Raw genomic sequence first — 20,667 nt, 5'->3', positions numbered from 1 at the left:
GGACACCAAGCGGCATGCACTGGGCCAAGGGGGTCAGCACCGGGCCACAGCGGGTGGGCACACGGAGCGCCCCTGTCCGCTGTGAGTCTTCGCGGGTCGACGCAGGGCCGAGCGCGTCGGCGGGGGGGGCGGCCGGGGTCGTGTGGGTCAGTGGGGCGCTGTTGTGGTGACGGCTGTGCGGGCCGCTCGTTCGACCAGTTGTACGCCGTCCGGCATCGACGCGTTGCCGTCGGAGAGGACCGCGACGAGGTAGTGGTGTCCGCCGGCCGTGACGCGTCCGACGCTGTTGATGTCCCACAGGCCGGTGGCGGTGCGCATCAGCCAGCCGTTCTTCAGGGCCCACCCGGAGTCGGCGGCGGCCGAGACACCCCAGGACTGGTCGGCGGCGATCTGGGTCATCAGGGTGCGGATCCGGTTCCGGGACGGCGCGTCGAGCGCCGTGCCGTCGGTGGCGAAGATCGCGCGCAGCAGTCGTATCTGGTCGCTCGCCGTGGTCCGGGTGAGCCCCCACCTGCCGTCCGGGCCGCCCGTGGTCGACGTCAGACCGAGCCGCCTGTTCGCCGACTCCAGACCGGGCGCCTGGCCGATGGCCCGCCACAGGGCGCCGGCCGCGGTGTTGTCGCTGTCGCGGATCATCACGTCCGCCTGGGCGCTCTCCCGCGCGGTGAGGTCGCGCCGGTGGTCGCGCGCGTGCAGCAGCAGCGCCGCGAGGATGTCGACCTTGACGATGCTGGCCGTGTCGTACGGCGTGTCGTCGCCGTAGACGGCCGGGTCCCGTCCGGTGCCGTCGAGGTCGAGGACGGCGGCCGTGACCCGTGACTCGCCCCGCGCCCCCACGGCGGTGCGGAAGTCGGCGGTCGTCGTGCCGGTGCCGGTGCCACTGCCGGCCGCCATGGCCGCCGGCGCGGCTCCGGCGAGCAGGGTCACCACCGTGGCCAGGACGGACAGGGTTCGGTTGAGCATCGCGGGGCGCCTTCGCAGTTCGGGTCGCAGGGGCACAGGACTGCGAACGTAGACAAAATGCCCGGCGAGCGACATGACGGCCGCCACGCCGCGGCCGGTTTGTGAGCAGGACAACAGGAGCGGACCCGTGCCGGCCGTGCCGGTGTACGGGACAGGAATTCCGGATGCCTCATCCGGGCCCGTACGGGGGAAGAATGTGACCAGAGTGGCGGACCAGCCCTGGGAGGTGCCATGAGCACATCGGCGGAACCGCGGGTGGGCGGCCTGGAGGTCCGGTCCATCGACTACGTGCCGCTGGACGAGCGGCACGGCAAGCTGTGGCACCTGGGCCCGTTGTGGTTCATGTCCAACGCGCAGATCGCCACCCTGGCCGTGGGCCTGATCAGCATCACCGAGGGCGGCAACCTGATCTGGTCGCTGCTGGCGATCGTCGCGGGCACCCTGATCGGCACGTTCTTCATGGCGTTCCACTCCGCGCAGGGGCCGCAGCTGGGCCTGCCGCAGATGATCCAGTCGCGGCCGCAGTTCGGCTACGTCGGCGCGCTGCTGGTGTGGCTGTTCGCGTATGTGCAGTACGCGGGCTTCAACGTGTTCAACACCATCCTGGCGGGCGAGTCCCTGCACGCCACGATCCACGGCGGGGTGAAGTTGTGGGTGGCCGTCGTCACGGTGATCGCCCTGGTCGTCGCGCTGGTGGGCTACGACATCATCCACAGGGCCGAGCAGGTCCTGACGTACGCCTTCCTGGTCATCTTCGGGATCTTCACCGTCGGTGTGCTGGTCACCCTGCACTATCCGGCGGGCTCCTTCGACCTCGGCGCCTTCAAGGCCACCCCGTTCCTCGCCCAGTTCGGCGTGGTCGCCGGGTACCAGATCAGCTGGGCCATCTACGTCTCGGACTACTCGCGCTACCTGCCGCCGGACGTGACCGTCCGCAAGACGTTCTACTGGACGTACTTCGGTTCGGCGCTCGGCGGCATCTGGCTGATGGTGCTCGGCACGCTGCTGGCGGCCTGGGCGGGTGACGGCTTCGACACGATCTCCTCGATCAACGCCGCCGGCGACAAGGTCTTCGACGGCTTCGGCGCGATCGTGCTGCTGTTCGCCGCGCTGGGCCTGATCTCGGTCACCGCGTTGAACATGTACGGCGGTTCGCTCACCCTCATCAGCGCCCTGGACTCCTTCAGACGGATCCGGCCGACCCTGAGCGTGCGGCTGGTCACGCTGATCGTGACGGCGGTGCTCTCGCTGATCGGGGCGCTGGCGGCGACCGCGAACTTCCTGACGAACTTCAACAACTTCCTGTTGCTGGTGCTGTATCTGTTCATCCCGTGGACCTCGGTGAACCTGATGGACTACTACGTGGTGCGCCGCGGGCACTACGCGATCGCCGAGATCTTCAAACCGAACGGCATCTACGGCCGCTGGGGCTGGCAGGGGATCATCTCCTACCTGGTGGGGTTCGCCGTGATGATCCCGTTCTTCTCCGTCGGCACGCTCTACGTGGGCCCGGCCGCCAAGGCCCTGGACGGCGCCGACATCTCCCTGTTCATCGGGTTGCCGGTGTCGGCGGTCCTGTACTGGGTGCTGACCCGCTCCATCGACGTCGAGGAGGAGACCCGCATCGCCGAGGCGGAGGCCGCGGCCCTGGAGCAGGCGGCGCACGAGCACCGCGAGCCGTAGGGCGTCCGCCGGACCGGCCGCGCGGCCGTCAGTACGCGGAGTTGACGTTGTCGATCGAGCCGTAGCGGTGGGCGGCGTAGTTGGCGGCCGCGGTGATGTTGGCCACCGGGTCGGTGACGTTCTGCGCGGTACCGGCGACGTGGTAGGCCTTGAAGGTGGGGTCGATGACCTGGAGCAGGCCCTTGGAGGGGGTGCCCTGCTGGGCGTTGACGTCCCAGTTGTTCTGGGCGGCGGGGTTGCCACCGGACTCGCGCATGATGTTGCGCTTGAGGCCCTCGTAGCTGCCGGGGATGCCCTTGGCCTTCATGATCTGCAGCGACTGCTTGATCCAGCCGTCCAGGTTGTTGGCCTTGCCGGACTGCTGTGCGGTGCTGCTGTCACCGGAGGCCGAGGCCACGGTGGCGGTGTGCGCCTGCGTCAGCTCGGCGGCCTGCGCGTTCGCCGGCACCAGGGTGAGCGCGGCGGCCGCGGCACCGGTGGTGGCGAGGCCGGCGAGGCCGAGACGGGCGATGCGGGTGCGGTTGGTCAGGATCATGTGAGGGAAACTCTTCCGGTGGGGGACGGCGTCGGCGCCGGCCGCGTGAGCGGCGGCGTGGGGGCGGGGCCCCGGGCTGCCGGCGGGAGTGGACGGACCCGGCGGGGATCCGCTCGGTCCGCCGCCTCGTCCCGGCGACGAGAGCAATGGTTAGCGGCGCCCGCGGCGGGACGCAATGATGTGACGTACTACGCCGCTTCGTATGAATGAGGCGAAATGTCCGCTATATGATGCTTGTGGGCTGTTCAGTGGCATCCGTTCCTACGACGGCGCATAGGATGTGATCTGGCCCCTATGGGTGGCGTCACGCTCCTGAGCCGTCCACAGCTCCCGTACAGCCCCTCGCGAGAGCATCCGCTCATGTCTGACACCCCCCCAGCGGCACCGGGCGCGATCCGGGTGCTGATCGTCGACGACGAACCCGAGTTGACCGAGCTGCTCTCCGTCGCCGTCACAGCGGCGGGCTGGCGGCCGTACGTGGCGCCGAACGGGTACGGCGCGCTGCGCGCCGCCCGCAGGTGCGGCCCCCACGCGGTCGTGCTGGACGGCATGCTCCCGGACCTGGACGGGATCCAGGTGCTGCGCCGGCTGCGGTACGAGAACACCAGGCTGCCCGTGCTCATGCTGACCGCCCGGGACGCCGTGGAGCACCGGCTCGACGGGCTCTCCTCCGGCGCCGACGACTACGTGACCAAGCCCTTCTCCGTGGAGGAGGTGATGCTCCGGCTGCGCGGACTGCTGCGCCGTTCCGGGGCCGGCGAGGACGCCGAGGACGGGGTGCGGGTCCTCGGCGACCTGGTCCTCGGCGAACGGACCCGCGAGGTGCGCCGCGGCGACACGGCCATCTCGCTCACCGCGAAGGAGTTCGACCTGCTGCGGTTCCTGATGAGCCACCCCCGCCAGGTGCTCAGCAAGACGCAGATCCTCGACCACGTGTGGAACAGCTCCTTCGACGGCGGCGGGAACCTGGTCGAGGTGTACGTCTACGGCCTGCGCGCGAAGATCGACAAGGAGCGCCGGCCGATGATCCACACCGTGCGCGGCGCCGGCTACGTCATCAGGCCGGCGGACGACGAGGCATGAGGTCCCCGCGCCGGGCCCTGGCCGCGCTCCGCGGGCGCTCACTGCGGGCCCGTATGGTCCTCGTGCACTCCCTGACCCTGGCCGCCGTGTGCACGGCGATGGCCGTGGCCACCGTCCTCGTCCAGCGGTCCTACCTGATCAGAGACCTGGACCAGCGGGTGACCGATGCCGCCGAGCACAGCCAGGGCGGCCGGGAGCACGGTCCTCCCGGCGCGAGCCTCGGCTTCCTCAACGAGCGCGGCCAGCACACCGGCACCCTGGCCGCCCTCATGGACGGGAACCGGATATCCACCGCCGAGGTGGTGACCGACGACGGCCCGCGCACCCTCACCGCCGCCCAGCGGGCCGCCCTGGCCGGCATCCCCGCCGACGGCACCCTGCGCACCCGTACGATCCCCGGTCTGGGCGCCTACCGGCTGACGGCCGTCACCGAGGGCGGCACCACCATGCTGGCCGGGCTGCCCGTGGGCAGCGTGCAGCAGATGATCGACTCCCTGGTCGGGGTCGAGGCCGGCATCGCCGGGATCGGGCTGGTGCTCGCTGGTTCCGTGTCCGCGATGGCGGTCCGGCGCCAGCTGCGGCCCCTGCGGCGGGTCGCCACCACCGCCGTCGAGGTCTCCCGGGCACCGCTCGACCGGGGCGAGGTCACCGGGCTCACCCGGGTCCCGGCGCCGGACACCGATCCGCGCACCGAGGTGGGCCAGGTCGGGGTCGCGCTCAACCGGCTGATCGACCATGTCGAGTGGTCCCTGTGCGCACGCCAGCGCGCCGAGGAGCAGATGCGGCGCTTCCTGGCCGACGCCAGCCACGAGCTGCGCACCCCGCTCGCCTCGATCGCCGGGTACGCCGAGCTGATGCTGATGGGCGTGGACGCCCACAAGATCGAACCGGACCTGGCCTGGCGCCGGGTGTCCGCCCAGTCGGCGCGCATGACCGGACTGGTCGAGGACCTGCTGCTGCTCGCCCGTCTGGAGGAGGGCCGCCCCCTGGAGTCGGCGGAGGTGAACCTGGCCACCCTGGTCGGGGACGCGGTGTGGGACGCGCGGGCCGCCGGGTCCGGCCACCACTGGCAGCTGGTGCTGCGCCTCGACGCGCCCGCGACCGTGCTCGGCGACACCGCCCGGCTGCACCAGGTGGTGGCGAACCTGCTGGCCAACGCGCGCACCCACACCCCCACCGGCACCCGCGTCACCGTCACCGTGGAGACGGCGGACGCACACTGCGTGATCCGCGTGCACGACGACGGCCCCGGCATCCCGCCCGACCTGCTGCCGACCGTGTTCGAACGCTTCACCAGGGGTGACGCCTCCCGCTCCCGTACGCCCGGCACGGCGGGCGGGGCGGGTCTCGGCCTGGCCATCGCCGCCGCGATCACCCAGGCCCACGGCGGCCGCGTCGAGGTGACCGGCGCGCCCGGCGGCACCGAGTTCACCGTCACCCTGCCGCTGGCTCCCTCCGCCGCCCACCTCACCCTGAGGCTTTCCTGAATCCACAGCGTCCCCACATAACCGCAGGTCATCGGCGGCTATTCGGGGGGATCGGGCAACGCGCTTCAGCCCAGCCTCAGGTGGGCGCAGCACGCTGGTCGTCCGGTGGCCGTCCACGAGGGACGCGCCCACGACGAAGGGAGCCGCATGCCCGAGATCGACACCGGTGACGGCCCGGTGCGCGTACCGGAGCGGACCGAGGCGAGCCGCCGCACCTTCATGCGCAAGGTGTTCTTCGCGTCCGGGGCGACCGCCCTGGCGACGATGGGCAGCGCCGGGGCCTGGACGGCGCTCGCCGACGACAGCACCGGTACGGCCGACGCGTCGGCGAGCCCCTCCCCCAGTGCCGCGCCGAGCGGCGGACCGGGCGGGGGCGCCGGCGGACCGGGCGACCAGTCGCTGACGGAGGAGTTCTTCGGCCTGACGACGGACGGCAGGCGGATCGACGACCTGTTCACCATCCACTCCACCAAGGTCGACACCGCGCCCGTCATCACCGCGGCGAACGCGTTCCTGGCCGGTCTGACCGACACCCAGAAGTCCGCGACCCAGTTCACGGTCCACTCCACCGAGTGGCGGCTGTGGAGCAACGTCGACTCCTACAGCCGGCAGGGCGTGTCGCTCGCGGACCTGAGCGACACCCAGAAGGACCTGGGCACGGCCCTGCTCAAGGCCGCGCTCAGCGCGGACGGCCTGGAGACCACGGAGAAGATCCGCCGGATCAACCAGGCGGCCGGCGAGGCGATCGGCAACACGAAGTCCTTCAACGAGGACGCCTACTACTGGACCCTCATGGGCACCCCGTCCGCGACCGAGCCCTGGGGCTTCCAGTTCGACGGCCACCACTGCGTGATCAACTACTTCGTCCTCGGTGACCAGGTCGTCATGAGCCCCTGCTTCTGGGGTTCGGAGCCGACCTCCATGGAGATCGACGGCGAGACGGTCACCGTCTGCCACGAGGAGGTGCTGGCGAGCCTCGCCTTCGTCAACTCCCTCTCCGCGGACCAGCAGTCGGTCGCGATCGTCTCCGCCACCAAGACCAGCGAGTCGATGAAGGCGGGCGCCTTCTCCGACAACGCGGTCCAGGCGTACGAGGGTCTTCGCGGCGACGCCCTCACCCGCGTCCAGAGGCAGAAGCTGCTCGGGATCGTCGAGGCGTTCGTCGACCGGGCCAGGGCCGATGCGGCGAGGGTGCGGATGGCCGAGGTCCGGGCGCATCTCGACGACACGTACGTGACCTGGGCCGGCGGCACGGGCGCCGACGACGCGTTCTACGTCCGCGTGCACAGCCCCGTGGTCTGGGTCGAGGTCGACTGCCAGGCACCCGGTCCGCTGCGCGGCGCGTACGGCGGCGCGGAGGGCGTCCCGACGCAGATGCACGTCCACTCGATCATCCGCACGCCCAACGGCAACGACTACGGCAAGGAACTGCTCCGCCAGCACTACCTGACGTCACCGCACCACAGGTAGCCCCTCCCCCGCCGGCTTCCACCGCAGGTGGACGCTCTCCCCCGCCTGGTCCGCCCGGAGCAGCGACAGGCGGGGGCGCACGGCGTCGGTCCGTGAGGTGGGCGGCTTGCGGCGGCCGGCCCGGAACTGCACCGGCCACTCGGCGGCCGGACCGCGGTACTCCTGGTCGGCGGCCGCGTGCAGGGTCCAGTGCGGGTCGTAGAGGTGGGTACGGCCCACCGCGCACAGGTCGGCGCGTCCGGCCAGCAGGATGGAGTTGACGTCGTCGTACGAGGCGATGGCGCCCACCGCGATGACGGCGGTACCGCTGGCGGCGGCCACCTCGTGGCGGATCCGGTCCGCGAACGGGGTCTGGTAGGAGCGGCCGTAGGCGGGCTGCTCCTCCTTGGTGACCTGGCCGGTGGAGACGTCGATGGCGGCGGCGCCGTGGGCGATGAAGGCGCGGGCGATCTCGACGGCGTCGTGCTCGGTGTTGCCGTCGGGGGCCCAGTCGGTGGCGGAGATCCGCACGATCACGGGGCGTTCGGCGGGCCAGGCGGCGCGGACGGCGTCGAAGACCTCCAGCGGGTAGCGCAGCCGGTTCTCCAGGGAACCGCCGTACTCGTCCGTGCGGTGGTTGGCGATCGGGGACAGGAACGAGGACAGCAGGTAGCCGTGCGCGCAGTGGAGTTCGAGGAGGTCGAAACCGGCCTCGGCGCCTCGGCGGGCCGCCGCCACGAACTCGGCGGTGATCCGGTCCAGGTCGGCGCGGGTGAGCTCGCGGGGTACCGGCAGGCCGGGTCCGTACGGCAGTTGGGACGGGCCGACGGTCTCCCAGTTGCCGTCGGGAAGGGGTTCGTCGATGCCCTCCCACATCAGGCGGGTGGAGCCCTTGCGGCCGGAGTGGCCGAGCTGGAGGCCGATGCGGGCGGTGCTGTGGGTGTGGACGTAGGAGACGACGCGCCGCCAGGAGTCGCGCTGCTCGTCGTTCCACAGGCCGGTGCAGCCGGGGGTGATGCGGCCCTCGGGCGAGACGCACACCATCTCCGTCATCACCAGCCCCGCCCCGCCCATGGCCTTGGAGCCGAGGTGGACGAGGTGGAAGTCGCCGGGGACGCCGTCGACGGCGGAGTACATGTCCATCGGGGAGACGATGACCCGGTTCTTCAGCTCCAGCTGCCCGATGCGGAACGGCTGGAACATCGCGGGAGCTTGGGTGTCCAGCCCCTGCGCCTGCGCGAAGGCCTGGTCGACGACGTCGGCGAACTCCTGGTCCCGGGTGCGCAGGTTGTCGTAGGTGATACGGCGCGAGCGGGTGAGGAGGTTGAAGCAGAACTGGGCTGGTTCCTGGCGGGCGTACATGCCGATGTTCTCGAACCACTCCAGCGAGGCCTGTGCGGCCCGCTGGGTGGACTCCACCACGGGGCGGCGCTCGGCCTCGTAGGCCGTCAACGCACTCTCCGCGTCCGGGTGTTCATGCAAGCAGGCGGCGAGGGCGAGGGCGTCCTCCATGGCCAGCTTGGTGCCGGAGCCGATGGAGAAGTGGGCGGTGTGGGCGGCGTCGCCGATGAGGACGAGGTTGCCGTGGTGCCAGTGCCGGTTGCGGACCGTGGTGAAGTTCAGCCACTTCGAGTTGTTCGCGAACACCTCGTGGCCGCCCAGCTCCTCGGCGAACAGCTCGCGGATCCGGGCCACGGCCCGCTCGTCGGACACGCCCGGCGCGAACACCACGTCCTCGGTGGCGTCGAAGCCCGCCCGGCGCCAGACGTCCTCGTGCATCTCCACGATGAACGTCGAGCCACTGTCCGAGTAGGGGTAGCCGTGGACCTGCACGACCCCCCACTCCGTCTCCTTGACGAAGAACTGGAAGGCCTCGAAGACCCGGTCCGTGCCCAGCCACATGTACTTGCTGTGCCTGCGGTCCAGCCGGGGACGGAAGACGTCCTCGTGGGCGGTGCGGACGCCGGAGTTGACGCCGTCGGCGCCCACGACCAGGTCGTACGACGCCCGCAGTCCGGCGACGGCGGGGGCGAGGGTGGAGAAGCGCAGGTCGACACCGAGTTCACGGCAGCGCTCCTGGAGGAGGTGCAGCAGTTCCTTGCGGCTCATGGCGGCGAAGCCCTGGCCGCCGACGGTGTGGGTCTCACCCCGGTAGTGGATGTCGATGTCCGTCCAGCGGGCGAAGCGGCGGGACATCGCCTCGGAGAAGACGGTGTCGGCGTTCTCGATGCCGCCGAGCGTCTCGTCGGAGAAGACCACGCCGAAGCCGAACGTGTCGTCGGGGGCGTTGCGTTCCCACACGGTGATCTCGTGGGCGGGGTCCAGTTGCTTCATCAGGGCCGCGAGGTAGAGACCTCCCGGGCCACCGCCGATGATCGCGATCTTCAAGGGAGTTCCTCTCACCGCTCAGCGGCCTGCTCTGCTTCGATGATCTTGCGGAGCGCGAACCGCTGGAGCTTTCCGCTGGTGTTGCGCGGCAGGACGTCGTGGAAGCGGACGTCCCGCGGGTACTTGTAGGGCGCCAGGACCCGCTTGACGTGGTCCTGGATCTCCCTGGCCTTCGCCGGGTCCCCGGTGACGCCTTCGCGCAGCACGACGAAGGCGCAGACGACCGAGCCGCGTTCGGGGTCGGGGCGGGCCACGACGGCCGACTCGACGACGTCGGGGTGGGTGTCGATGGCCGCCTCGACCTCGGGGCCGCCGATGTTGTACCCGGACGACACGATCATGTTGTCGCTGCGGGCGTGGTAGTAGAAGTAGCCGTCCTCGTCGCGGTGGAAGATGTCACCGGTGACGTTCCAGCCGCCCACGACGTAGTCGTGCTGGCGCTTGTCGTCGAGGTAGCGGCAGCCGACCGGGCCGATGACGCCGAGCCGTCCGGGCTCGCCGGGGCCGAGTTCCTCGCCGTCGAAGCCGAGGATGGTCGCGCGGTACCCGGGGACGGGGCGGCCGGTGGCGCCCGGCCTGATGTCGTCGCCGGCGGCGGAGATGAAGATGTGCAGCAGCTCGGTCGCGCCGATGCCGTCGATGACCTTCAGGCCGATGCGCTCCCGGAGCTCCTCCCAGGTGGTGAGCGGTATGTGCTCACCGGCCGACACGCCGGCGCGCAGGCCCGCCAGTTGCCGTTCCCCGCCGTCGCGGGTGATCGCCTTGTAGGCGGTGGGGGCGGTGGCGAGGACGGTGACGCCGTGTTTCTCGACGAGGCCGGCGAGTTGGGCGGGGGTCGCCGTCTCCGTGAGCAGGGCGCAGGCACCGGCTCGCAGCGGGAAGACGACCAGCATGCCGAGCCCGAAGGTGAAGGCGAACGGCGCGGTGCAGGCGACCACGTCGTCCGGCCGCAGCCGCAGGATGTGGCGGCCGAAGGTGTTGTCTATGGACAGGACGTCCCGGTGGAAGTGCATGGTGATCTTCGGGACGCCGGTGCTCCCGGAGGTGGGGCCGAGCAGGGCCACGTCGTCGGCGGCGGTGTCGACGGCGGTGAACTCACCCGGTTTGGCCGCGCACCGGGCGAGCAGGTCGTCGGCGCCGGTGCCGCCGTACGCGACCACGCGCAGGCCGGGCAGCGCGGTGTCGCGGACCGTGTGGACGTCCTCGGTGAAGCGGTGGTCGACCAGGGCGACGGACGGCTGGGTCCGTTCGGCGATCGGGACGATCTCGCGGGCGCGCAGTGCCGCCATGGTGGTCACCACGACCCCGCCGGCCTTGAGGACCCCGAGCCAGCAGGCCACCGCCCAGGGGTTGTTGGGTGCGCGCAGCAGGACACGCTGTCCGGGGACCAGGTCCAGGTCCTCGGTGAGGACCCGGGCGACCTGGTTGGCGCGGGTGCGCAGGTCGCCGTAGGTCCACAGCTCCCCGGCCGGGGTGCGCAGGGCGGGCCGGTCGGGGCCGTGCCGTCCGACGGCCGCGTCGATCAGTTCGGCCGCGGCGTTGAGGCGGGCCGGGTAGGTCAGTTCGGGTGTGGTGAACTCGATGACGGGCCACTGTTCGGCGGGCGGGAGGTGGTCCCGGGCGAAGGTGTCCACGTGCGAGGTGGGAGAGAGCGGAAGAGCCAACGTGAGGTTCCTTCCGGGAGCCCGCCGGTGGCGTACGGCGGACGGCTCAGGCGGGGCGGATCATGCCCTCCTGGACCACGGTGGCCAGGTGGCGGTGGTCGCGGGTGAAGAAGCGACCCGTGCCCAGTCCGCGGCCCGCGTCGGCGGCCACCGCTTCCTGGAGGTAGAGGAGCCAGTCGCCGACCGGACCGGGCCGGTGGAACCACATCGCGTGGTCGAGGCTGGCGGTGACCAGGCCGGGGTCCGCCCAGGCCAGGTCGAGGACTCGCAGGACGGGTTCGAGGATGGTGTAGTCGCAGACGTAGGCGAGGGCGGCGAGGTCCCGCTGGGCGTCGGTGAGTCCGTCGACAGGGCGCAGCGCGTCGAACGGCCGGACCCAGACGGCCTGGTGGGGCAGGCGTTCGCCCTCGACGGTGAGGTAGACGGGGCCGGGGACGTGGCGCATGTCGAAACCGCGGCCGCCGCGCCAGTAGGCCTTGGACTCGGCGGTCATGGTGCCGCCGGTACGGTCGGCGAGGTACTCGGCCGAGCTGGGGAGGTCCTCGGGTTCGGGGACGTCCTCGGCGAACTCGGCGTGGAACGACGAACCGGGCTCCCCCGCCGCGAAGTTGGCGAGGCAGACGTAGAGCACCTTGCCGTTCTGGTAGCCGCGTACCTGGCGGGTGCTGTAACCGCGGCCGTCGCGCAGCACCTCCACCTCGTAGCGGACCTCGGCACCGATGTCCGCGGGGCGCAGGAAGTAACTGTGCATCGAGTGCAGGGACTTGCCGTCGGGCACCGACCGCATCGCCGCGGCCGCGGCCTGGGCGACGAGGTCGCCGCCGTAGGCCTTGGGCCAGGGGCAGGGCTGGGTGGTGGCGGTGAAGGCGAGGTCGAAGTGCTCGGCCGGTGCGGGCTTCAGGGTGAGGGCCGCTGTGACGATCTCGGAGGTCGGGGCGGCCGGCGCGGCGCTCACCGGTTCAGCCAGTCGCGCAGGTCGGTGTCGGCCACGTCGGGCAGGTTCACCACGATGTTGTCCGGGGTCCGGGTGGTCATCCACACCAGCGGTTCGGTGCGGGAGAGGTTGCACTCGACGTGCGGCATGAAGGGCGGGACGAAGACCCAGTCGCCCTCCTCCATGTCGACGTAGTCCTCGAACTTCTCGCCGAAGTAGATCCGGGCCCGGCCGGACAGGACGTAGCCGCCGGTCTCGGCCTCGCCGTGGTGGTGGGTGACCGAGCGGTACCCGGGTTCGTTGCTGACCTTGCCGTACCAGAGGCGGCGCGCCGGGGTGTGCTGGGCGCTGACGCCCGACACGCGGACGGCGCCGCCCGAGTCGGCGGTGTTCACGTCCTCCAGACCGGCCCGTGTCACCACGGGGGCGACGATGCCGCTGGGCAGGCGGTACATCGTGTTGTCGCCCTCGACGCGGTACTCACTGCTGTGCTCGGGATGCGGCTGCCGCCGCGGGGCGGGCTCCATGGAATCGGCTCCGTTTCCGTGGGCTTGCGGGGGTCCGGAACAGGACCGTGCTCTATCTCGTATTTTTCACGGTCGTCATTTATTGTCAATACGCCTGGCCGTACGGCAGGCGCCGGACACCACCGAACGGAGGCCTCATGACTCCCGTCGCCGTGAACCCGCCCGAACTGCCCGCCCCGAGCGGCTACTCGCATGGCACGCTCGCGGGGAACACGCTGCATCTGGGCGGCCAGACCGCTCTCGACGCCGATATGAAGATCGTTCCGGGCGGCATCGTGGAGCAGTTCCGCCAGGCGTTCGGCAATGTGCTCGCCACACTGCGGGCGGCGGGCGGTGAACCGCGGGACCTGGTGAGCGTGACGATCTACCTCACCGACATCCCCGACTACCAGGCGCACGGCAAGGAGATCGGCAGGGTGTGGCGGGAGCTCGCGGGGCCGGTGTATCCGGCGATGGCGGGCATCGGCTGCACCGCGCTCTGGCAGCCGGAGGCGATGATCGAGATCCTGGGCGTCGCCGTGATCCCGGAGGAACGCCTGATCAGGCCGTAGCACCCGGCCGGGGCCGGCGGGGTGTGCGCGAGGGCTCGGCGCCTACGGGGTGGTGCGGATGACCGCCAGGGCGTGCTCGCGGGCGGGCTCGCTGAGCGTCTTGTCGAGTTCCTCGAAGAGCGCGCCGGCGGTCTCGCCCTTCCAGCCCGGCGGCAGCAGGGTCAGGGGCAGCCCGGGGTCGCGGTACGGGAGCCTGCGCCATTCGGTGAGCATCGGCAGGTAGATCCCGAACGCCTCCCGCGGCGGGATCCCGCCGGTCGCGGCCCGCTCACTGACCTGGCGGTAACGGTCCAGGAAGTCCGCGTAGAGCGCGGTGAGTTCGTCGAGGTCCCACCACTCGCGGACCTTCGCCGCCAGGTCGCCGAAGGCGAAGTGGTCGCCGGTGAAGATGTCCACGTACGGCGTCAGTTCGAGGCGTTGCAGGGTGCGGCGGGTCTCGTCGGCGAGGATCCCCGGGGCCACCCACACCCCGGGGGCCGCGGTGCCGAAGCCCAGCCGGGTGAGGGCGGTGCGCAGGGCGTGCCGCTTGTCGCGTTCGGACTCGGGCACCGAGAACACGACGACGAGCCAGCCGTCGCCGGCCGCGGCCCGGTGCCGTTCGAAGATCCGGACGTCGCCCTCCTCGAGCACCTCCAGGGTGCCCTCGGAGAGGGCGTACCCGGCGGCGCCGTCGTGCCGCTCGCCGTGCAGCACCCCCCGTCGCTTCAGCCGGGAGACGGCGGAGCGCACGGCCTGTCCCTCCACGCCGAGGTCGGCCATGAGGCGTATGACGGAGGCGACGGAGAGCCAGTTGTGCTCACGGCGCGCGTACAGCGCGAAGAGGCTGATGATCAACGGACCCAGCCGGCTGTCCCGCCCGCCGGTGCCGACGGCGGCGGGCGACGGGGAACCGGCTTCCGCTGTCATGCTCCCCACCTCCGGTCGTCGTCACCCGACGCGTACCCTCCGGAACCCTTCCGGGCCCTTCGGGGCCTTCTGATCGCGCAGCAGCCTATCGCGCCCGTGCGGGACGCCACCGGCGGCGGTACGGCCGGAGGACGGAGCACCACGGGACGGCCGATCGGGCATCGAATCCGGCCGTGCCACGGTTGTCACCGAAGTCTCTGGTACTTCTGGTGCCTGCGTTGTCTCTGCCGTCACAGTTGGGGAGCCCGACATGACCACACCCCGGGACCTGTTCCTCGTCACCGTGTACGACGCGGCCGCCCGGCCCGTCGAACAGGGCGACCTCTCGCTGGCACTGGCGGGAGCCGAACTGGCCGATCTCATCGACGCCGGGGCGGTCACGCTCGACGGCGACCTCGTGGTGCCCGCTCCGCAGGGCGAGACGGGAGACCGGCTCCTGGACGAGGCGGCGGCGGCGCTGAAGCGGGAGGCTCCGTACGAGTCGGTGGAGGACTGGCTGTGGCGCCGGGGGCGTGGCCTGGGCGCCGCCTATCTGGACGCCCTGGAGGCGGACGGCACGGTGGTGGCCCGGCAGCCGAGGCGGCGCTGGCTGCCGCTGCCGACCGGGCGGACCGAGCCGTCCGACTCTCCCGAGCGGGCCGGGGCGCACGAGCGCTGGACCTCGGGCGAGCCCGTGCTGGCCGCCCTCGCGGCCGCCGTGGGGGTCCGGGACGAGGCGGCCAAGGACCTGGCGGGGGTGGCCCCCGACGCGACGGTGACGGTGGTGGCCGCCGTGAACGACGCGGTGACGGAGCTCGCCGCCGTGCGTCAGCGGCGCGAGATCGAGGACGCGGCCTTCGACAACGTCTGGCGGGGCCTGTGACGGTCGCCGCCCGGACGCGGTCCGCGCGGGAGGCCGGGTATCCCGGCCTCCCGCCGGTCCCGGGACCCCTTCACTTGAGGCCGCTGAGCATCACGCCCCTGATGTAGTGCTTCTGGAGCAGCAGGAAGAGGGTCAGGATCGGCAGGGTGCTCAGGACGAGACCGGCCATCACGATGGGCATCGTGCGGGTCGGGTCGACGTAGTCCTGGAGGAGCTGGATGCCGACGGGCAGGGTCATCACGTCCGGGTCGGCGGTGGAGACGAGCAGCGCCCAGATGTACTCGTTCCAGGCGTCGACGAAGGTCAGCAGGCCGAGCGTGAGCAGCACCGGCCTGGTCTGCGGGACGACGATCCGCCACCACACGGTGAACTCGCCCGCTCCGTCGATGCGGGCGGCCTCCAGGACCTCGTCCGGGATCGAGATCATGAACTGCCGGGTCAGGAAGATCCCGAAGCTGCTGACCAGGAACGGCATGGCGAGCGCCACGATGCTGACGGTGAGTCCCGCGCCGCCGCGCCCCAGCAGGTCGTTGCCGCCCGCCAGCGGCCAGTGCACCAGGATCAGGAAGTGCGGGATGAAGAAGAGGAACGGCGGGAACATCATCGTCGACAGCACCAGGCGGAAGACGAGGTCCCGGCCGGGAAAGCGGAGTTTGGCGAGCGCGTAGCCGGCCAGCGAGGACGTGAGCAGCACCGAGCCGGTGACCAGGGCCGTGGCCACGACGCTGTTGCGGAAGAGCACCGGCAGATCGAGCTGGTGGACGGCCGCCCGGTAGTTGGACAGGTCGAACGCCCTGGGCAGGAACCGGTAGGGCAGCGTGCCCGCCTCGGCCGGCCCCTTGAAGGACGTCATCACCATGTCGGCGAACGGCACCACCGTCAGCACCGCCCCGGTGACCACCAGCAGGTACGACAGCCACGGGAGACGGCGGCGGTTCATACGTCCTCTCCTCTGCGCCGGAAGAACCACAGCTGCGCCAGCGTGACCGTGAGGACGACGGCGAACAGCACGAAGGCGGCGGCGCTCGCGGTGCCCCAGTCGCCGTAGGAGAAGGCCTGCCGGTACATCTCCAGCGCCGCCACCTCGGTCGCGTCGCCCGGTCCGCCCTTGGTCATCACGATGATCAGCGCGAACGACTGGAGGCCGGTGAGGAACTGGGTGACGCACACGAACAGCAGGGAGGGCCGCAGCAGGGGCAGCGTGATCCTGAAGAAGACGGTGCCGGGGCCGGCGCCGTCGAGGGCGGCGGCCTCGTAGTACGTCTCGGGGATGGACTTCAGTCCCGCGGTCAGGACGAGGATCGCCGAACCGACCGAGGCCCAGGCCTGCACGACGACGACCGAGGGCAGTGCGGTGTCCGGGTCCTGGAGGAACGCCACAGAGCCGCATCCGAGCGCGTTGAGGACGCCGTTGACCAGACCGCCCGGCTCGTACATGTACTTCCAGACGTTGCCGACGGCGACCACGGTCGTGACGATCGGCAGGAAGTACAGGGTGCGCCACAGCCCCTGGAACCGCAGGTTGTCGATGCAGGTGGCGACGAGCACGGAGCCGGCGAGCGCGAGGACCACGGTGCCGAGCGCGAACAGCAGCGTGTTGGTGAGGACCGGCGTCAGGAACGTGGAGCCGTCCGCGAACAGGGCGGCGAAGTTGTCGAGTCCCACCGGCTGGATGTCGCCGAGGTCGAACCCGGCCCACCGGGACGTCGAAAGCAGCACCGCGAAGCCCAGGGGAAGGACCAGGAAGACGGCGAAGAACAGCAGCGCCGGTGCCAGGAACAGGTAGGCGACGACGGCCTGCCGACGGCCGCGACGGTCCCGGCCGTGAGTGCCGGCGGCGGGCGCGCCGGGTGCCGCCCGCCGGGTCGTCTCCGGTGTCAGGGTGGCGTTCACCATGACCGGGCCACCTCCTGGTCGACCTGGCGGCGGGTGGTGCGCAGCGCCTCGTCGACCGACTGCCGGCCGGTCCACAGCGCCTCGATGTTCTTGCGCAGCAGCGACTTGGCCTGTTGCGCGCCCGGCACGTTCGGCTCCGGCACCGCGTACCCGAGCGCGTCCAGGAACGGCCGCAGGTTGGGGTCGGTGCCCGCCCCGAGCAGGGTCCGCATGTCGTCGGCGCGGCCGGTCAGGGAGCCGACCGACACCTGGAGGGCGCTCATCCGGGTCGTGCCGCGCACCTTCTCGGTGTTGAGCCAGCGCAGGAACTCCCAGGCCTCGCGCGGGTGCCGGGCCGCCGTGTTGACGCCCAGCATGAACCCGGTGGCGAGGGTGGCCCGTTCGCCGCCCGCCTCGGGGAGCGGCACGGGGACCACCCCGACATCGCGGTAGGCCCTGCCCATCAGGGACTTCAGGTCGGCCGTCCACCAGCCGGCGCTGATCACCATGGCCACCTGCCCGGACGCGAACGCGCTGTAGACGTTGACGCCGGGGTCGCTGGCGCCCCTGGCGACGAGGCGGTGCTCCAGGTCGAGCACGGCCCGGCCGGCCGCCGAGTCGAGCTCGGTCCGCCTGCCGTCCGGCGAGACGAACCGTCCGCCGGCGGTGCTGAGCAGCGCGAGGGTCTGCCCGACGGTGGTGGAGTCGTCGAAGGCCGACAGCCCGAACCCCTGGACCAGCGTGTTGCCGTACCGGTCCCGCCGGGCGGTGCGGTAGGCCGCGTCCTCCAGCTCCCGCCAGGTACGCGGCGGTCCGCCGACGCCGGCCTCGCGCAGCAGCCGTTTGTTGTAGTAGAGGGCGTACGTCTGCAGCTCGGTGGGGTAGCCGTAGACCGTGCCGTCCACCGAGGCCGAGCCGACCGCGGCGGCCCCGTAACCGCGTCTGATCTCGGCGGCGTGCGGGGCGGGCGCGGGCCGCAGCACGCCGGCCCGGACGAGCTGGCCGTTCCACAGGCAGTACGGGTGCAGGAGGTCGGCGCCCTGGCCCGCGGCCTGCCGGACCATGACCGTGGTCAGCAGGTCGGTGAACTCCACGGCCTTCGTGGCCACCTTGACCCGGTCGTGGGTGGCGTTCCACTCGTCGACCGGTCCGCGCAGCGCCTCCTTGAGCGCGCCGCTCGCGTAGTGCGAGAGCAGGGTGAGGACGATCGGGTCGCCGGGCCGTCCGGTGCCCCGGGAGGGTGCGGCGCAACCGGCGGCGAGCAGCGCCGCGGGCAGTGCGAGCGCGACGTGGCGGCGGCCCGGTGTCCGGGTCACCGGGCGGCTTCCCGGCGCATCACCTGGAACACCCGGGTCGTGGTGAAACCGGTCTTGCGGTAGAGGTGGCCGGCCGGGGACTGCGCGCCGGTCCACAGGAACCACGCGGAGTGCGCCCGGCGGGCCCGCATCCGTTCCAGGACCAGGTGCAGGAGGACTTCGCCGAGTCCGGTGCCGCGCATCTCCTCCAGCACCCCGATGGGGCCGAACCGCTCGTCCACCGCGTCGAACGCGCCGTGCATCGCCCAGCCGACCATGCGGCCGCCGGGGTCCCGGGCGGTGACGATCCGGTCGAGCGGGGTGCCGGCCGTCAGGCACGCCCGGATGGTGCAGGCCCAGTCCGGTCCGAAGCGGCTGCCGGCGAGGGCGAGGAGGTCCACCAGGTCGTCGTCGGTGGGGGTGGCGAACCGGTGCCCGCGCGCGGTCAGTTCGCGCACGCGTCGCACGACGTCGTCCGGCATGCGGTAGCCGACCAGGGCGCGGTCCATCGCGGCCGCCTCGTACAGCGTGCGAAAGCCCAGCGAGCCGAGCAGCCCGGCCGCCTCCGGGTAGGCCTCGGCGTCGAGACCGGGGAAGACGTAGTTCGGGGTGTACGAGGAGAAGTCCACCCGGGTACGGCCGTGACCGGCCAGCCAGTCCAGGGCCTCGGTCAGCAGCCGCCGGCCGAGACCCCGGCGGCGGTGGTCCGGGGCGACGAAGAAGAACGGGATCCAGCCCTGCTCCGGCTCCAGGTCGGTGCCGGCCATCGGGGTCAGCCGGCGCACCGCGTAGGCGGCGCCGACGACACGGTCACCGTCGACGGCGACCCGCAGACCTTCCGGATCGAAGTTGGGGTCGAGCAGCACCAGGGAGCGGAAGCGGTCCGGGGTGACGGGGTCGGCGGGCGCGCTCCGGGCCCACGCCGCCACCAGCCGCGGGCCGTCGCCCGACCGGAAGCCGCGGATCCCGGCGCGGGATGTCGTCGTCGTGCGGTCGGTCATCGACGGGTTGTCCTTCCGGAGCGGGGGTCTCAGGGGTAGAGCAGCACGTCGTCACCGGCCCACCGGGCGGGCGGGGCGGGCGGCGCGCACAGCGGCAGCGGGTCGTCGCCCGCGTCGACGGCACGCCGCAACCGGTCGGACCCCCACAGCAGATCGATGAAGCGACGGCGGCCGCTCTCACCGGCGCCGGGCCCGCCGGCGTCAAGTTCGTCGGCACCGGGCCCGCCGGCACCGGGACCGCCGGCGTCAAGTTCGTCGGTTTCGCGGTCGTCGGCATCAAGTTCGCCGGCACCGGGCTCCCCGGCGTCCGCCGGGCGCCAGCCGAAGTCGTCCGGGTACAGCCGCCGGAGGGTGGCGAGCATCGCGACGGCGGTGCGTACCGGCATGAACGTCTCGCGGTCGGTGACGTGCAGCTGGACCCCGCGCAGTTGCCGTCCGGCGTGCCCACGGGAGGCCGGTACGAACCGCAGGTCACGGAAGTGCACGCCGGGCAGGGCGAGTTCGGCGAGGGCGGGCGCGAACCGCCGGTCCAGGTACGGGGCACCGACGATCTCGAAGGGCTGTGTGGTGCCCCGGCCCTCCGAGAGGTTCGTCCCCTCGAAGAGGCAGGTACCGGGATAGACGAGAGCGGTGGTCGGCGTCGGGATGTTGGGAGAGGGCGCCACCCAGGCCGTACCGGTGGTCTCCGCGGTCATGGCGCGCCGCCAGCCCAGGGCCTCGATCACCGTCAAGTCGACCGCGCCGCCCGCGGCTTCGGGCACCGCCGCCGCGTTGAGATGCCGGGCGAGTTCACCGCAGGTGAGACCGTGCCGGACGGGCACCGGGGCGCGCCCGACGAAGCTGGACCAGCCGGGTTCGAGCAGTGGGCCCTCGCTGACGAGCCCGCCGAGCGGGTTCGGCCGGTCGGCGACGACGAACCGGACGCCCGTACGGGCCGCCGCGGCCATCAGGTCGAACATGGTCCACACGTAGGTGTAGTACCTGGCCCCGATGTCCTGGAGGTCGTACACGAGGGTGTCCACACCGCTGTCGATCAGCAGCTTGTCGAGCCGTTCCCCGGCGCGCCCGTAGGTGTCGTACACCGGCAGCCCGGTGTCGGGGTCCCACCGGACGGTCTCGCTCTCGCCTGCCTGACCGGTTCCGTACAGGCCGTGTTCCGGGCCGAACAGGGCGACCAGCGGCACCCCGGCGGCGAGCAGCGCGGGCGCGGCGGGCCGGAGATCCGGCAGGACTCCGGTGTGGTTGGTGACCAGCCCGAACCGGCCGGACCCGGCCAGCGCGGGCGCCGCGTGCAGTCGGGCGATCCCGGTCGTCACCGCGCCGCGGTCGTGCGTGTTCATCCTTGCCCCGTCCGCCGTTGACGCCCCGCTTCAGCAGTGGTCGGGAATTTACCCTTACGTCCCGTAATCCGCGCAATGAATCGCCGACGAGTCCGGGGGCCCGAGGGGCAGGGTCTCCTCCTGA

Annotated in this window: 18 protein-coding genes; 6 read left to right on the top strand and 12 right to left on the bottom strand. The window is 71.7% G+C overall.

What is annotated here, in order from left to right; translation table 11 throughout:
* Positions 1-147: 147 nt before the first annotated feature.
* On the bottom strand, positions 148-963 hold the full coding sequence (locus tag MB828_RS32100) for a serine hydrolase (protein ID WP_301651235.1): 816 nt from the start codon (positions 961-963) through the stop codon (positions 148-150).
* A 231-nt stretch (positions 964-1,194) separates the two neighbouring features.
* Here MB828_RS32100 and MB828_RS32095 point away from each other — a divergent pair, with 231 nt between their 5' ends.
* Positions 1,195-2,646 carry a purine-cytosine permease family protein gene (locus tag MB828_RS32095; RefSeq protein ID WP_207920654.1) on the top strand — a complete coding sequence of 484 codons (1,452 nt, stop codon included), beginning with the start codon at positions 1,195-1,197 and terminating at the stop codon, positions 2,644-2,646.
* A 28-nt stretch (positions 2,647-2,674) separates the two neighbouring features.
* Here MB828_RS32095 and MB828_RS32090 read toward each other — a convergent pair whose 3' ends face one another.
* A complete protein-coding gene (locus MB828_RS32090; protein WP_301651234.1) occupies positions 2,675-3,181 on the bottom strand; it encodes a transglycosylase SLT domain-containing protein in 507 nt (168 codons plus the stop codon).
* 360 nt (positions 3,182-3,541) lie between these two features.
* On the opposite strand from MB828_RS32090, the gene MB828_RS32085 reads away from it, so the two are divergent.
* From MB828_RS32085 to MB828_RS32075, 3 genes are all read left to right on the top strand, one after another.
* Positions 3,542-4,264 (top strand): response regulator transcription factor, encoded by a 723-nt coding sequence (locus MB828_RS32085; RefSeq protein WP_301651233.1) that lies wholly within the window; start codon positions 3,542-3,544, stop codon positions 4,262-4,264.
* Positions 4,261-5,751 carry a sensor histidine kinase gene (locus tag MB828_RS32080; RefSeq protein ID WP_301651232.1) on the top strand — a complete coding sequence of 497 codons (1,491 nt, stop codon included), beginning with the start codon at positions 4,261-4,263 and terminating at the stop codon, positions 5,749-5,751. Before MB828_RS32085 ends, MB828_RS32080 begins: the two co-directional genes overlap by 4 nt.
* Before the next feature lie 147 nt (positions 5,752-5,898).
* Positions 5,899-7,221, top strand: coding sequence for a DUF3500 domain-containing protein (locus tag MB828_RS32075; RefSeq protein ID WP_301651231.1), 1,323 nt, complete (start codon positions 5,899-5,901; stop codon positions 7,219-7,221).
* On the opposite strand, the gene MB828_RS32070 is transcribed toward MB828_RS32075, so the two are convergent.
* The 4 genes from MB828_RS32070 to MB828_RS32055 are packed head-to-tail and all read right to left on the bottom strand — an operon-like array spanning position 7,204 to position 12,713.
* Positions 7,204-9,588: a bifunctional salicylyl-CoA 5-hydroxylase/oxidoreductase gene (locus MB828_RS32070; protein WP_301651230.1), complete on the bottom strand. Its 2,385-nt coding sequence runs from the start codon at positions 9,586-9,588 to the stop codon at positions 7,204-7,206. The two genes, MB828_RS32075 and MB828_RS32070, sit on opposite strands and share 18 nt — an antisense overlap.
* Before the next feature lie 11 nt (positions 9,589-9,599).
* Complete coding sequence (locus MB828_RS32065) at positions 9,600-11,252, bottom strand: AMP-binding protein (RefSeq protein WP_301651229.1); 1,653 nt, start codon at positions 11,250-11,252, stop codon at positions 9,600-9,602.
* A gap of 46 nt (positions 11,253-11,298) precedes the next feature.
* A complete protein-coding gene (locus MB828_RS32060; protein WP_301651228.1) occupies positions 11,299-12,207 on the bottom strand; it encodes an acyl-CoA thioesterase in 909 nt (302 codons plus the stop codon).
* Entirely contained in the window at positions 12,204-12,713 is a 510-nt protein-coding gene (locus tag MB828_RS32055; protein ID WP_301651227.1) for a cupin domain-containing protein, read from the bottom strand. The genes MB828_RS32060 and MB828_RS32055 overlap by 4 nt, the downstream gene beginning before the upstream one ends.
* 137 nt (positions 12,714-12,850) lie before the next feature.
* On the opposite strand from MB828_RS32055, the gene MB828_RS32050 reads away from it, so the two are divergent.
* Positions 12,851-13,264, top strand: a complete 414-nt coding sequence (locus tag MB828_RS32050; protein WP_046728898.1) for a RidA family protein — start codon at positions 12,851-12,853, stop codon at positions 13,262-13,264.
* Positions 13,265-13,306: 42 nt separating this feature from the next.
* Here MB828_RS32050 and MB828_RS32045 read toward each other — a convergent pair whose 3' ends face one another.
* Complete coding sequence (locus MB828_RS32045) at positions 13,307-14,170, bottom strand: PaaX family transcriptional regulator (RefSeq protein WP_301651226.1); 864 nt, start codon at positions 14,168-14,170, stop codon at positions 13,307-13,309.
* Positions 14,171-14,420: 250 nt separating this feature from the next.
* On the opposite strand from MB828_RS32045, the gene MB828_RS32040 reads away from it, so the two are divergent.
* Positions 14,421-15,032 (top strand): GOLPH3/VPS74 family protein, encoded by a 612-nt coding sequence (locus tag MB828_RS32040; RefSeq protein ID WP_133024047.1) that lies wholly within the window; start codon positions 14,421-14,423, stop codon positions 15,030-15,032.
* Between the two features lie 70 nt (positions 15,033-15,102).
* Here the strand turns inward: MB828_RS32040 and MB828_RS32035 are convergent, their stop codons facing one another.
* Genes MB828_RS32035 through MB828_RS32015 form a run of 5 tightly spaced genes read right to left on the bottom strand, consistent with a single transcriptional unit; the run spans position 15,103 to position 20,543 of the window.
* Positions 15,103-15,972 carry a carbohydrate ABC transporter permease gene (locus MB828_RS32035; protein ID WP_301651225.1) on the bottom strand — a complete coding sequence of 290 codons (870 nt, stop codon included), beginning with the start codon at positions 15,970-15,972 and terminating at the stop codon, positions 15,103-15,105.
* Entirely contained in the window at positions 15,969-16,928 is a 960-nt protein-coding gene (locus MB828_RS32030) for a carbohydrate ABC transporter permease (RefSeq protein WP_301651224.1), read from the bottom strand. Before MB828_RS32030 ends, MB828_RS32035 begins: the two co-directional genes overlap by 4 nt.
* A complete protein-coding gene (locus tag MB828_RS32025; RefSeq protein ID WP_301651223.1) occupies positions 16,922-18,223 on the bottom strand; it encodes an ABC transporter substrate-binding protein in 1,302 nt (433 codons plus the stop codon). The genes MB828_RS32030 and MB828_RS32025 overlap by 7 nt, the downstream gene beginning before the upstream one ends.
* On the bottom strand, positions 18,220-19,203 hold the full coding sequence (locus MB828_RS32020) for a GNAT family N-acetyltransferase (RefSeq protein ID WP_301651222.1): 984 nt from the start codon (positions 19,201-19,203) through the stop codon (positions 18,220-18,222). The genes MB828_RS32025 and MB828_RS32020 overlap by 4 nt, the downstream gene beginning before the upstream one ends.
* A gap of 29 nt (positions 19,204-19,232) precedes the next feature.
* A complete protein-coding gene (locus MB828_RS32015) occupies positions 19,233-20,543 on the bottom strand; it encodes an exo-beta-N-acetylmuramidase NamZ family protein (protein ID WP_301651221.1) in 1,311 nt (436 codons plus the stop codon).
* Between the last annotated feature and the right edge of the window lie 124 nt (positions 20,544-20,667).

Source organism: Streptomyces arenae (assembly GCF_022343545.1).
In the GTDB taxonomy this organism is placed as follows: Bacteria; Actinomycetota; Actinomycetes; order Streptomycetales; family Streptomycetaceae; genus Streptomyces; species Streptomyces humi.
Note: the sequence above shows the minus strand (reverse complement) of the source record. Positions and strands in the feature narration are given on the sequence as shown.